This is a genomic window from Spirillospora sp. NPDC000708, from assembly GCF_040299565.1.
GTDB lineage: Bacteria > Actinomycetota > Actinomycetes > Streptosporangiales > Streptosporangiaceae > Spirillospora.
Genome location: NZ_JBEPCJ010000026.1, coordinates 86036 through 98195, shown reverse-complemented (window position 1 = coordinate 98195; position 12160 = coordinate 86036). Strand labels below are relative to the sequence as shown.

General features: G+C 74.5%; 13 protein-coding genes and 1 tRNA gene. 11 read left to right on the top strand and 3 right to left on the bottom strand.

What is annotated here, in order from left to right; genetic code table 11:
- Positions 1-403: 403 nt before the first annotated feature.
- Together ABT299_RS20515 and ABT299_RS20510 are read left to right on the top strand one after the other, a co-directional pair.
- A complete protein-coding gene (locus ABT299_RS20515) occupies positions 404-637 on the top strand; it encodes an SCO5555 family protein (RefSeq protein WP_190859668.1) in 234 nt (77 codons plus the stop codon).
- A gap of 158 nt (positions 638-795) precedes the next feature.
- Entirely contained in the window at positions 796-1074 is a 279-nt protein-coding gene (locus ABT299_RS20510; RefSeq protein ID WP_151542535.1) for an HU family DNA-binding protein, read from the top strand.
- 65 nt (positions 1075-1139) lie between these two features.
- Here the strand turns inward: ABT299_RS20510 and ABT299_RS20505 are convergent, their stop codons facing one another.
- Both ABT299_RS20505 and cofC read right to left on the bottom strand, forming a co-directional pair.
- Positions 1140-1346 (bottom strand): hypothetical protein, encoded by a 207-nt coding sequence (locus tag ABT299_RS20505; protein ID WP_190859670.1) that lies wholly within the window; start codon positions 1344-1346, stop codon positions 1140-1142.
- A 9-nt stretch (positions 1347-1355) separates the two neighbouring features.
- Complete coding sequence (gene cofC / locus ABT299_RS20500) at positions 1356-2042, bottom strand: 2-phospho-L-lactate guanylyltransferase (RefSeq protein ID WP_190859672.1); 687 nt, start codon at positions 2040-2042, stop codon at positions 1356-1358.
- Positions 2043-2127: 85 nt separating this feature from the next.
- Here cofC and ABT299_RS20495 point away from each other — a divergent pair, with 85 nt between their 5' ends.
- The 4 genes from ABT299_RS20495 to ABT299_RS20480 all read left to right on the top strand — a co-directional run bounded on the left by ABT299_RS20495 (position 2128) and on the right by ABT299_RS20480 (position 6100).
- On the top strand, positions 2128-3030 hold the full coding sequence (locus ABT299_RS20495; RefSeq protein ID WP_500251693.1) for a lysophospholipid acyltransferase family protein: 903 nt from the start codon (positions 2128-2130) through the stop codon (positions 3028-3030).
- 17 nt (positions 3031-3047) lie between these two features.
- Complete coding sequence (locus tag ABT299_RS20490) at positions 3048-4037, top strand: NAD(P)H-dependent glycerol-3-phosphate dehydrogenase (protein ID WP_190859846.1); 990 nt, start codon at positions 3048-3050, stop codon at positions 4035-4037.
- Between the two features lie 92 nt (positions 4038-4129).
- Entirely contained in the window at positions 4130-5254 is a 1125-nt protein-coding gene (locus ABT299_RS20485) for a D-alanine--D-alanine ligase family protein (RefSeq protein WP_190859677.1), read from the top strand.
- Between the two features lie 177 nt (positions 5255-5431).
- Positions 5432-6100, top strand: a complete 669-nt coding sequence (locus ABT299_RS20480; protein WP_241755850.1) for an acetamidase/formamidase family protein — start codon at positions 5432-5434, stop codon at positions 6098-6100.
- Between the two features lie 96 nt (positions 6101-6196).
- Here the strand turns inward: ABT299_RS20480 and ABT299_RS20475 are convergent, their stop codons facing one another.
- Positions 6197-6931, bottom strand: coding sequence for an SDR family oxidoreductase (locus ABT299_RS20475; RefSeq protein WP_190859679.1), 735 nt, complete (start codon positions 6929-6931; stop codon positions 6197-6199).
- 169 nt (positions 6932-7100) lie between these two features.
- Between ABT299_RS20475 and ABT299_RS20470 the strand changes: the two genes are divergently transcribed.
- From ABT299_RS20470 to ABT299_RS20450, 5 genes are all read left to right on the top strand, one after another.
- Positions 7101-8243, top strand: a complete 1143-nt coding sequence (locus tag ABT299_RS20470) for an MFS transporter (RefSeq protein ID WP_500251692.1) — start codon at positions 7101-7103, stop codon at positions 8241-8243.
- Positions 8244-8340: 97 nt separating this feature from the next.
- Positions 8341-9234, top strand: coding sequence for a metal-dependent hydrolase (locus ABT299_RS20465; RefSeq protein WP_433139744.1), 894 nt, complete (start codon positions 8341-8343; stop codon positions 9232-9234).
- Positions 9231-10262 carry a PDR/VanB family oxidoreductase gene (locus ABT299_RS20460; protein ID WP_500251691.1) on the top strand — a complete coding sequence of 344 codons (1032 nt, stop codon included), beginning with the start codon at positions 9231-9233 and terminating at the stop codon, positions 10260-10262. The genes ABT299_RS20465 and ABT299_RS20460 overlap by 4 nt, the downstream gene beginning before the upstream one ends.
- 75 nt (positions 10263-10337) lie before the next feature.
- On the top strand, positions 10338-11849 hold the full coding sequence (locus ABT299_RS20455) for a protein kinase domain-containing protein (RefSeq protein ID WP_387027289.1): 1512 nt from the start codon (positions 10338-10340) through the stop codon (positions 11847-11849).
- Positions 11850-12081: 232 nt separating this feature from the next.
- Positions 12082-12155, top strand: a tRNA-Leu gene (locus tag ABT299_RS20450).
- Positions 12156-12160: the final 5 nt, after the last annotated feature.

Genomic DNA, 12160 nt, shown 5'->3' with positions numbered 1-12160 from the left:
CCCGGGGGGCCCCCCCCCCGGCACCCCCGCCCCCCGCGGCTGGGGTTTTTCCCCCCCCCCCTCGGCCTCCGGGCCCAAAACCCCCCGTCCGTCGTCGGGCATGCCCGCTCCGCTCGCTGCGCTCGCTCCGCGTGCCTGCCCGTGATGGTGGCCGGGCTTCAAACCCCCCGGCTGGGCTTCGAGTCTTCGGGCTGGGGTTCGAACCTTCGGGCTGGGGTTCGAGTCTTCGGGTTGGGCTTCGAACACCCGGGTTGGGCTTCAAAACCCTCGGGTCTGGCTTTGGACACCCGGGCCTGGGGGCGGGTTCCGGGGGGGTCGGGGGACCCCGGGGCGGGGGTCGCGTAGCCTCGCGCGGGACAATTCTTCGCAGGGGACGAAGACGCCCGAGCGTTGGGGGGCTTGTGTGAACGCCACGCCGTGGAGCGGGCCGGAGTGGGACGACCCGGCGCTGACCCGGCTCGCCCGGCAGCTGCGCGACGCGCACCGGGCCGTGGCGCCGCTGCCGCCGCAGACCCGGCAGCGGCTCATCCGCCACCTCCTGGCGATCACGGATCTGGCGAAAAGGGACTCCGACCTGGCCGCCCGCAGGCTGGAGGCGTTCCTGGCCGATTTCCACGAGGCGCCCGACGTCCGTTAGCGTGCGCAGTGGCCGGATCCGGTCCGGTCACCCGGCGAGACGGGGGCGAGGCCGACAAAAACGCCAGCGACACGGCAACTTCTGCGTGCAGGTGATTGTGTCCATGCTGAGGGTCCCTTAGTTTCGTTCGGGCAAGGGGGGAACTAGAGGAGTAACCCATGAACAAGCGTGAGCTGGTCGACGCCATCTCTGACCGGCTGGGCAGCAAGAAGGCCGCAGCCGAGGCCGTCGACGCGATCCTGGAGGCGATCCAATCCGCCGTCGCCAAGGGCGACAAGGTGGCGATCACCGGGTTCGGTTCGTTCGAGAAGGCCGACCGGCCTGCCCGTACGGCCCGCAACCCCGCAACGGGCAAGACCATCGAGGTTCCCGCGACGTCCGTGCCGAAGTTCAAGGCCGGGGCGGACTTCAAGAACCTGGTGGCCGGCAAGAAGTAGCCTCACCGCGGCAGCGCCCGGGACCGTTCCGAACGGTCCCGGGCGCTGCCGTTTCCACGGCCCGTTCAGGTCCCCGGCAACGGGAACGTCGACAGCGTCACCACCGCGACCCGGTCGCCCTCCATCGCCAGGTTCACCCGCTGCCCGAAGCGCAGCAGCCGCAGGCCCCCCGCCGCGAACGCGTCCGCGTCGAACGGCAGCTCCGTCCCGTCGTCCAGCAGCACGCTCCCCGCCCGCGCGGCCGGGTCGAAGTCCTTCACCGTCCCCTGCATGCGGGAACCCTATCCCCGGCCGTGCCCGGCGGACGGCGCGAAATCGGGGAGCAGCGCGGCGACGGCCGCGGTGCGCGGGCCGGTGCCGAGGGCCAGGGCGGCGCGGAGGTCGTCGGGGGTGTCGACGTCGCGCCGGACGCTGTCGGTCCCGGGCAGCAGCAGTTCGCGAGCGCCGCGCGCGCGGTGCGCGGTGCGGGAGTCCCCGCCGAACGCGGGAGAGAAAGGGACCCCGGGACGCGCCGTATAGAGCGTGGTGCCGATGCCCGCCGCGTCCGGGACGAACGCCTCCGGTGCCCGAGCCGCGGCGTCGAGGACCGCGGCGAGCTCGTCCGGCCGCAGGGCGGGCAGATCGGCGGACAGCGCGCCGACGCCCGCGTCCGGGGCGAGGTCGCGGCCGCGCCCCGCGCCGTAGATCAGGGCCGGGTTCAGCCCGGCGTCGGGCTCGTCGGGGACGATCCGGGCGCCGAGCGCGGCCAGCTCCCCGGCGGGGACGGGGTCGTCGGTGACCACTATCACATCGCGGACGCGCGCGCAGCGGAGCGCGGCCGCGACGGTGTCGGCGGCGACCGCCAGGGCGAGCGCCTCGCGGTGCGGCCCCGCCGCCGCCGACATGCGGGTCTTGGCCCTGGCCAGCACCTTGACCGGCACGACGAGCGACCACTCGGGATGAGGCGCGCTGGGCGCTGGGGTAGACATGGCAACTCGACACTATGCGCAGACAACCGCGACACTTGTGGACACCCCGCGTTCACGTCGGGTACGGATGGAGGAGGGACGGGTCATGAGCCACGGGTACTCGCCTGGCTGGCGCAAGCTCACGATCGTCATCCTGCGGCCCCTGCTGTTCGGGCTGCTGAGACGGGACTGGCGCGGCCGGGGCAACGTGCCCAGGACCGGCGGCGTGATCATCGCCGCCAACCACATCTCCGAGTCCGACCCGCTGGCCCTCGCGCACTTCGTCTACGAGGCGGGGCGCTACCCCGTCTACCTGGCCAAGGCCGCGCTGTTCAGCACGCCGATCGTCGGGGCCGCGATGCGCGGCACCGGCCAGATCCCCGTGCACCGCGACCGCGCCGACGCCGCGCTGGCCCTCAAGGACGCCGAGAAGGCGCTGGTGGACGGCGAGTGCCTGATGTTCTACCCGGAGGGCAGCTGCACCCGCGACCCCGAGCTGTGGCCGATGACCGGCCAGACGGGCGTGGCGCGGATGGCGCTGCAGACGGGCGCGAAGGTCGTCCCGGTCGCGACGTGGGGCGCGCACGAGCTGCTGCCGTACAAGAAGGCCGAGCAGCGCGGGCTCGCCGGGAGCCTGAAGAAGGGGTTCCACCCGTTCCCGCGCAAGACGATGAAGGTGATCGCGGGGCCGCCGATCGACCTGTCGAAGTACGAGGGGCTGCCGCTCTCCAAGGAGACGCTGCGCGCGGCCACCGACGAGATCATGGACGTGATCTCCGAGCTGCTCGGCGAGCTGCGCGGCGAGCGGCCGCCCGCCGAGCGCTACGACCACCACCGGGTGCTGGAGGAGCGGCGCCGCGCCGCCAAGGAGGCCGAGGACGCGGCGGCCCGGGACGCGGCGGCCGCCGGGACCGCCGGGACCGCCGGGACCGCCGGGGTGCCCGACCCGGCCGGGCCGGCGGACGGCGCGTCCGACACCACCGAGAAGACGAAGGCGGGTGACTCGTGACCTACCGCACCGCGGTGATGGGCGCCGGGTCCTGGGGGACCACGTTCGCCAAGCTGCTGCACGACGCGGGCGGCGAGGTCGCCCTGTGGGGGCGCCGGCCCGAGCTCGTCGAGTCGATCAACGAGCGGCACGAGAACGCCGACTACCTGCCGGGCGTGGAGCTGCCCGCGGCGATCCGGGCGACCCTCGACCCGGCCGAGGCGCTGGACGGCGCCGACTTCGTGGCGCTCGCCGTCCCGGCGCAGAGCCTGCGCGACAACCTCTCCGGCTGGGTGCCGCTGCTGCCGCCCGGAGCCGTCCTGGTCAGCCTGATGAAGGGCGTCGAGCTCGGCACCACCCGGCGGATGTCGGAGGTCGTCCGCGAGGTCGCCGACGTCCCGGAGGAGCGGGTCGCGGTGTTCAGCGGGCCGAACGTGGCGCGCGAGATCGCGACCGGCGAGCCGAGCGCGGCGGTCGCCGCCTGCGTGGACGAGCAGGCCGCGGTGGGGCTGCAGGCCGCCACCATGACCCCCTATTTCCGCGTCTACACCTCCACCGACGTGATCGGCGTGGAGCTGGGCGGGGCGATCAAGAACGTCGTCGCGCTGTGCGTCGGGATGTCGGTCGGGCTCGGGTTCGGGTCCAACACCCAGGCGGTGCTGATGACCCGCGGGCTCGCCGAGATCACCCGGCTCGGGATCGCGCTCGGCGCCGACGAGCACACCTTCGCGGGGCTCGCCGGGATGGGCGACCTCGCCGCGTCCTGCATGTCGCCGCTGGCGCGGAACCGGACGTTCGGCGAGAACCTCGGCCGCGGGATGACGCTGGAGCAGGTCGTCGCCGCCACCAAGCAGACCGCCGAGGGCGTGAAGTCCTCGGAGGCGGTGCTGGAGCTGGCCCGCAAGCACAACGTGGAGATGCCGATCACCGAGGCGGTCGTCTCGGTGCTGTACCACGGCACCCCCATCACGGAGGCGGCGATCTCGCTGATCTCCCGTTCACCGAAGCCGGAACGGTACGGAGTGTGACCCGTGGACGACGCGACGTCGCGTCCGGAGGCCGGGGCACGCCCGGATCGTTCGTGGCAGCACCGTACTGATCACCGGTAGGGTCGGGAATCATGTCCCAGGTTTCCAAGATTCGCGTGGCCGTGGTGTTCGGCGGGCGCAGCTCCGAGCACGCGATCTCCTGCGTCACCGCGGGCGCCGTGATGGCCGCGATCGACCGGGACCGCTACGAGGTGCTGCCGATCGGCATCGCCCGCGACGGCCGCTGGGTGCTCGCGCCCGAGGACCAGCGGCTCGCGATCCAGGACGGCCGCCTGCCCGAGGTGTCCGGCGCGGGCAGCGCCCTCGCGCTGCCGTTCGACCCCGACAGCCGCGGGCTGATGGTCGTCGAGCCCGGCAAGGTCCCCGCCACGCTCGGCGAGGTCGACGTCGTGCTGCCGCTGCTGCACGGCCCGTACGGCGAGGACGGCACGATCCAGGGCATGCTGGACCTGGCGGGCGTCCGGTACGTCGGCGCCGGGGTGCTGGCCAGCGCGGTCGGCATGGACAAGGGCTTCATGAAGCTCGTCTGGCAGGCGCGCGGGCTGCCCGTCGGCCCGTACGTGCTGATCGGCGACCGGGAGTGGCGCCGCGAGCGCAAGCGCAAGCTCGACGAGGTCAAGGAGCAGCTCGGGCTCGCCGCCGGACGGGCGGTGTTCGTCAAGCCGGCCCGCGCCGGGTCCAGCATGGGCATCACCCGGGTCACCGACGAGGCCGACCTGGAGACGGCCGTCGAGACGGCCCGCGAGCACGACCCGAAGGTGATCGTGGAGGCGGCGATCGAGGGCCGCGAGATCGAGTGCGGCGTGCTGCAGGGCGTGGACGACGGCCCGCCGGAGGCGAGCCTGCCCGCCGAGGTGCTGATGGCCGGCGACCACGACTTCTACGACTTCGAGACCAAGTACCTCGACGGCGGCACCCGGATGGCGATCCCGCCGGACCTGCCCGCGGAGGCGATCGACGAGGTCCGGACCATCGCGGCGCAGGCGTTCGAGGCGCTGGACTGCGAGGGCCTCGCCCGCGTCGACTTCTTCCACACCCCGGACGGGCGCTGGATCCTCAACGAGATCAACACGATGCCGGGGTTCACGCCGGCGTCGGCGTTCCCGCAGATGTGGGCCGCGACCGGGCTGGACTACCCGTCGCTCGTCGACCGGCTGATCCAGACCGCGCTGCGGCGCTCCACCGGGCTCCGCTGACCCCGGCGCCCGGCGCCCGGTGCCCGGTGCCCGGCTCCGGAAGCGGGCCGCGGCGCCGCCTTCCGGTTCCCGGTGAAGGCGGTTTGACGTGTCCTTCGCGGCGGTGAAATCCGGCTGAAACGCGCCCCGGCCAGGATCGGGACCGTTCCCGGTCACCGTTCTGGAAGGACGCCCGCCTTGACGCTCTCACCCGTTCCGCCCGCCCCGGCCGCCCCCTTCACGCTGGAGGGGAGGGGGCGGCCGGTCCCCGGGCACGACCGCTGGCATCCCGCCATCCCGGCGGTCGCCGAGGTGATCACCGGTGGGACCGTCCGGATGGAGTGCGCGGCCCGCGAGCCGGGCGAGGACGCGGTGCTGTGCGGCCCGCTCGTGGTCGTCGGCGCGGAGCCCGGCGACGTGATCGTGGTGGACGTCCTCGGCGTGGGGCGCGCCGACGGGGTGTACTGCGCGTCCGGGCATCCGGGCCTCATCGGGTGCGCGCCGCGGTCCGTCCGGGCCACGCCGGAGGGCGACCGGGGCCGGATGCTGCTCGGCGGGGTCCATCCGGCGGCCCGCGCCCGTGTCGCGGCGGAGGCGGTGCGCAGCGCGGACCGCGGCCGGGAGATCGGCGGCTGCGCGATCGCGCCGCTCACCGCCGGGTCCCGGATCCTGCTGCCGGTGCACGTACACGGCGCCAAGCTGTCGGTCGGCGACCTGCACTTCCCGCTGCGCGGCGCCCCCGACTGCGGCGCCTCCGGGCTGCCCGGCTGGATCGACCTGCGGATCAACCTGACCCGGCGGGGCGTCGAGCGGTTCCGGGTGACCGGGCCGATGCTGATGCCCGACCCGTCTCCGCGGATCGCCTAGCCGCGGGCGCGGCCCGCCGTCTCTCCGGACCGCGCCCGCACCGCCCGCCGGACCGGGCCCGCTCCCGCCCGCCGCTTCCGGGCCGCGACCGCGGCGCTAGGCGCGGAACACCTCGCCGCCGTCCACGTTCAGGATCTGCCCGGTGATCCACGCGGCGTCGTCCGACAGCAGGAACAGGCAGGCGCCGACCATGTCCTCGGGCGTGCCCATCCGCTTGAGAGCCATCTTCTGGTCGACGATCTTCTGCGACATGTTGCCGGGGACGACCTTGCGGTTCGCCTCGGTGTCCGTCGGGCCCGGCGCGATCGCGTTGACCCGGATGCCCATGCTGCCGAACTCGTGCGCGAGTTGCTGCGTCAGCCCGTTGATCGCGACCTTGGCCAGCCCGTAGAAGCCGGAGTACTGCCAGGCGGCCGTCGACGACTGGTTCACGATCGACCCGCCGCCTCGCGCCTGCATGTGCGGGTAGCAGGCGCGCGCGCAGAGCAGCGCGCCGTCCATGTTCACCGCCATGAACTTCTTGTAGTAGTCCCAGTCGACGGTGAACAGGAAGTCCAGCTTCATCGTGCCGAAGATGGCCGCGTTGTTCACCAGGTGGTCGATGCCGCCGAACCGCTCCACGGCGGCGGCGGCCATGGCCTCGGTGGACGCCGGGTCCGACACGTCCGTCCGCACGAACAGGCCCTTGATGTCGTCGGCGACGGCCTGGCCGCGCTCGTCGACGTCCGCGATGACGACGGACGCGCCCTCCGCCGCGAGGCCCCGCGCGTACGCCTCGCCGATGCCCTGGGCGGCGCCGGTGACGACCGCGACCCTTCCCTCGAACCTCATGCTCACAGTCCCCTCCGCGCGCGGCCGTCCGGCCGCTGTTTCTGGACAGGTGTCCAGACTACAGTTCAGGACCGTCCGGGGCGCAAGGGCGGATCACCTCGAACCCGGCGTCCATCGCATCGCGAAGATTCGGGGCGGGAGCCCCGAAGCCGGGGCGAAATGATCTAGGGTGAGCGCCGGGGGAGCGGTGGCACTGCAGCGGATCAAGGTCGGGGCCGTCTACGGCGGCGCGCTGCTCGGCCCGCTCGGCGGCGGCGTCGTCTCGCCGATGCTCCCCGAGATCGGCCGGTCCGTGCACGCCTCGGCGGGCGCCGCGGCCGCGTCGCTGACCGCCTACTTCGTGCCGTTCGCGCTGGTCCAGCTGGTGTCCGGGACGCTCGGGGAGCGGTGGGGCCGCCGCCGGACGGTCCGGATCGCCTACCTCGTGTACGCGGCGGGCTCGCTGGTGTGCGCGCTCGCGCCGGCGCTGGGCCTGTTCCTCGGGGCGCGGGCCGCGCTCGGGGCGGCCAACGCGTTCACCTCGCCGCTGCTGCTCGCCGGGCTCGGCGACATCGTCCCGCGCGACCGCCTCGGCCGGGCCGTCGGGGCGTACTCCAGCTGCCAGGCGGCCGGGCAGTCGTTCGCGCCGCTGGTCGGCGGCCTCGCCGCGGCGTCGTCGTGGCGGCTCGGGTTCGTCGTGGTCGCGGGAGCCGCCGTGCTGCTGGCGTTCGCGCCGCCGCCGGGGGACCCGCGCCCGGCCGCGGCGGCACCGCCCTGGCGGCCGCTGCTGAGCCGGCGGATGGGCCTGCTGTCGGCGGCCTCGTTCGTGTCGTACCTCGGCGCGTCCGCGCTGCCGTTCCTCGTGGCGCTGTACGCGCGGGATAAGCTGCACGCCGGCGCGGACCTCACGGGCGTCGCGCTGCTCGGGTTCGGGGTGGCGGGGCTGGCGCTCGGCGCGGTCTGGGGACGCGTCGCCGAGCGCGCCGGGGCACGGCTGTGCGGAGGCGTCGCGGCCGTCGTGACCGGAGGGTTCGTCGCGGTGGTCGGGACGTCCGGCTCCGTGGGCGCGCTCGCCGTGTGGTGGACGCTGGCGGGCGCCGGCGCGTCGATGATGACCGTCGCGCTCCAGAGCCTGACGATGCGGGCGGTGCCGCGGAACCGGGGCGGGGCGCTTTCGGCGGTGTCGGCGTTCCGGTTCGGCGGCGGGGCGGTCGCGCCGCTGGTGTGGCTGCCGGTCTACCACGCCGGCGCGGCGGGCGCCTTCGCGGCGGCCGCGTGCTCGTTGCTGCTGGTCGTCCCGGCCCTCGCGCTCGCCGGCGACCCGGCGGGGTGACGATCCTCACCGGACCGTGCCATTGTTGGGCGCCGGGACCGCCGGTAACTTACTAGACGTCTCGTCAATAGCCCGTCGGCGCGCCGGAGGGAAGCCCATGTCGGTCCAGCGTCCGCCCGTACGGCCCCCGGAGCCGGAGAACATCGTCCTGCAGGCGCGCGACGTCCGGTTCGACTGGTCGGACGTCCCCCTGCACTGGATCCCCCGCGACCCGGTGGCCACCCACCTCATCAACGTCCTGCACATGCTGCTGCCGGCCGGCGAGGAGTGGTTCGTCAAGGTCTTCAAGGAGGCCGTCCCGTACATCCGCGACGACCGGCTCCGCGAGGACGTGCTCGGCTTCATCGGCCAGGAGGCCATGCACGCCGCCTCCCACGACGCCGTCCTCGACCACTTCGTCGAGCAGGGCCTCGACGTGCGGCCGTTCGTCCGGCAGGTCGAGTTCGTCTTCGAGGACCTGCTCGGCGACCGCGGACTGGAGGGCGACCGCAAGCGCGCCTGGCTGTTCGAGCGGATCGCGCTGATCGCCGCGATCGAGCACTTCACCGGCGTCCTCGGCGACTGGATCCTCAACGCGAAGGCGCTGGACGAGGCGGGCGCGGACCCGATGATGCTGGACCTGCTGCGCTGGCACGGCGCCGAGGAGGTCGAGCACAGGCACGTCGCGCACGACCTGTTCATGCACCTCGACGGCTCGTATGCGGCCCGGCTCCGCGCGATGGGCGAGACGATCACCATGCTGGGGGCGCTGTGGCACCGCGGGCACCGCTTCCTGATGGCCCGCGACCCGATCGTCCGGGGCCGGATCAAGGGCGGGCTGCGGCACCTGCGGCGCACCGGCCCGGCCGGCCTCACCCCGGACGGCCGGATGGTCGGCGCGTCCGTGCGGCGCTACCTCAGGCGCACCTACAGCCCGCTGAACGAGGGGTCCACCAGCCAGGCGCTGGCCTACCTCGCCGCGTCCCCGGCGGCCCGGGCGGCCCTGCGATGATCCCGCCCGACCTGCGGGGACGCCGCGACCGCGACCCGTTCTGGGTCGCGGTGAACGCCGCGTTCAACGGCATCCAGCGGTTCCGCGCGCTGCGCGCCCCCGCCCCGCCGGCCGTCCGGCCCGTCGACCGGACGCTGCGCCTGACCGTGCGGGAGGTGCGCCGCGAAGCCGACGACGTCGTCAGCCTGCGGCTCGCCGCCCCCGACGGGCGCGTCCTGCCCCCGTGGCAGCCCGGCGGCCACCTGGACGTGCTGCTCCCGTCCGGGCGCCGCCGCCAGTACTCGCTGTGCGGCGACCCCGCCGACCGGCGCGCCTACCGGATCGCCGTCCGCCGCCTGCCCGACGGGGGCGGCGGATCCGTCGAGATGCACGAGCTGGGGGAGGGCGCGCCGGTCGCCGTCCAGGGACCGCGGAACGCGTTCCCGTTCCTCGCGCACGACCGGTACGTGTTCCTCGCCGGCGGCATCGGCATCACGCCGATCCTGCCGATGGCCGTCGCCGCCGACCGGTTCGGCGCGGACTGGCGCCTGGTCTACACCGGCCGGACCCACACGTCCCTGCCGTTCCTGGACGAGCTGCCCGCCGGCCGCGTGACCGTCCGCACCGACGACGAGCACGGCGTGCCGTCCGCCGCGGACCTGCTCGGCGACGTCCCCGACGGGACCGCCGTGTACTGCTGCGGCCCCGCCCCGATGATCGACGCCGTCCGCGCCGCCGTCGGCCTGAACGCGACCCTGCACTACGAGCGCTTCGCGCCGCCGCCGATCGTCGGCGGGAAGCCGTTCGAGGTGGAGCTGCGCCGCAGCGGCCGCACCCTCGCGGTGCCCGCCGACCGGTCCGCGCTCGACGTGATCAGGGACGAGCTGCCGGACGTGGCCTACTCCTGCCGGCAGGGCTTCTGCGGCACCTGCCGGACCGGCGTGCTGGCCGGCGCCGTGGACGACCGCGCGCCGTCCGACCAGGGCGACGACTCCATGCTGGTCTGCGTCTCGCGCGCCACCGGAGGGCGGATCACCCTCGACCTGTGACCCGGCGGAGGCCACGCCCGCTGCCCGGATATGCCAGGCTTGGGGAAAGTGGTCCCGTCCTGAGGAGAACGTGCCGTGCCGCCAGCCGACCTGCCGGATCGCATCGGCCCCTACCGGGTGGCGGACCGGCTCGGCGAGGGCGGGATGGGGACGGTCTACGTCGGGCTGGACGGGACCGGCCGCAAGGTCGCCATCAAGGTGATCCGCCGCGAGTACGCCGCCGACCGGCAGTACCGGGCGCGGTTCCAGGCGGAGGTCGCGGCGGCGCAGCGCGTCCGCCCCTTCTGCACCGCTCCGGTCCTCGACGCCGACCCGGCGGCCGACCCGCCGTACCTGGTCACCGAGTTCGTCAACGGTCCCAGCCTGGACGCCGCCGTCGCCAAGGACGGCCCGCTGCGCGGCGCCGACCTGGAGGCCGTCGCCGTCGGCATCGCGACCGCGCTCACCGCGATCCACGACGCGGGCGTCGTGCACCGCGACCTCAAGCCCGCGAACGTGCTGCTGTCCACGTTCGGCCCGCGCGTCATCGACTTCGGCATCGCCCGCTCGGTGGACGGGACGCGCCTCACCGCGACCGGCGGCATCGTCGGCACGCCCGCGTTCATGGCGCCCGAGCAGCTCGACGGGCGCGGCGCGACCCCCGCGTCCGACGTGTTCGCGTGGGGCGCGACCGTCGCGTTCGCGGCGCGCGGCGGCCCCTGCTTCGGCGGCGACTCGATCCCCGCGATCATCCACCAGATCGTCAGCGGGGAGCCCGACCTGGGCGGGCTGAGCGGGACGCTGCGGAGCGCGGTCGAGGCGGCGCTGGCGAAGGACCCGGCGCGCCGCCCGTCCGCGCAGGCGCTCCTGGACCGGCTGATCTCCGGCGGCGCGCCCCGGCAGGCGCCCGCCGGCGCTTCGCGGACCGGCATGACGTCGGCGGGGACGCCGGGGCACGCCGCCTCCGCGGGCGGCCCGGCGAGTCCACCGCCCGCACGGCATGCGGGCCTCTCCGCTGCACCGCCCCCTGCTCACGCCTCTACGCCGCCCGCTGCGCACGCCTCCATGCAGCGCCCGGCGCAGGCTCCGACACCCCCGCCCTCCCCGGCGCTCGCGGCGGGCGAGGCGGACGCGCTCGTCGAACGGCAGTACCGGCAGGCCGCGCAGGCGGGCGACCCGTCCGCGATGCGCAACCTCGCGGTGATGCTCGGCATGCAGGGACGCACGGCCGAGGCCGAGTCATGGCAGAAGTACGCCGACGCGGTCGCCGCGCGCCCGGCGCCGTATCCGCAGGGCACCGCGCCCGGCTACGCCCCGGCGACCCAGGCGCCGGGGGCCGCCGCCCGCCCGAACGGGTACGGCAAGCCGTCCTACAACCACGCCTCGATCTACGCGCTGACCTGCGGGCTCGTCGGGCTGATCTCGTGCGGGCTGACGTCCATCCCGGCGATCGTCGCCGGGCACATCGCGTGGGCGCGGGTGCGCCGCTCCCGGCAGCGCGGCCTCGGCTTCGCGATCACCGGGATCGCGCTCGGCTGGCTCATGGTCGCGTTCTGGCTGCTCGTCCTGCTCGGCTGGTCGCTGCCGGACGACACGTCCAGCGGATGACGCCGGGCCGGCCGCGCGTTTAATCCGTTGCGGGCCGTCCGGCGCGGATGGCACCGTAGAACACGTCAGCCCGTCGAAGACGGCGACACGAGACCTCGAGAGGAGGACCGGCCATGGCGATGGAGCAGCTACGACTTCGACTGCCCTCGGCGTCGCACGCCCGCCCCGGCCGGTATCCCCTCTCCTAGAGGCCCCTGGCCGAGCCGCCGCGAGCGACGCCTCGCACAGACCTGCGGCTCTACCCCAACAGGCAGAGGGGCCATCCTCAGATGGTGGACGTTCCGGGTTCGAATCCCGGGAGCCGCACGCAC

Excerpts from the sequence above, each read along its gene's own strand:
- ABT299_RS20510 (WP_151542535.1), top strand. The coding sequence starts at position 796 with ATGAACAAGCGTGAGCTGGTCGACGCCATCTCTGACCGGCTGGGCAGC.
- ABT299_RS20505 (WP_190859670.1), bottom strand. The coding sequence starts at position 1,346 with ATGCAGGGGACGGTGAAGGACTTCGACCCGGCCGCGCGGGCGGGGAGC.
- cofC (WP_190859672.1), bottom strand. The coding sequence starts at position 2,042 with ATGTCTACCCCAGCGCCCAGCGCGCCTCATCCCGAGTGGTCGCTCGTC.
- ABT299_RS20495 (WP_500251693.1), top strand. The coding sequence starts at position 2,128 with ATGAGCCACGGGTACTCGCCTGGCTGGCGCAAGCTCACGATCGTCATC.
- ABT299_RS20490 (WP_190859846.1), top strand. The coding sequence starts at position 3,048 with ATGGGCGCCGGGTCCTGGGGGACCACGTTCGCCAAGCTGCTGCACGAC.
- ABT299_RS20485 (WP_190859677.1), top strand. The coding sequence starts at position 4,130 with ATGTCCCAGGTTTCCAAGATTCGCGTGGCCGTGGTGTTCGGCGGGCGC.
- ABT299_RS20475 (WP_190859679.1), bottom strand. The coding sequence starts at position 6,931 with ATGAGGTTCGAGGGAAGGGTCGCGGTCGTCACCGGCGCCGCCCAGGGC.
- ABT299_RS20465 (WP_433139744.1), top strand. The coding sequence starts at position 8,341 with ATGTCGGTCCAGCGTCCGCCCGTACGGCCCCCGGAGCCGGAGAACATC.
- ABT299_RS20460 (WP_500251691.1), top strand. The coding sequence starts at position 9,231 with ATGATCCCGCCCGACCTGCGGGGACGCCGCGACCGCGACCCGTTCTGG.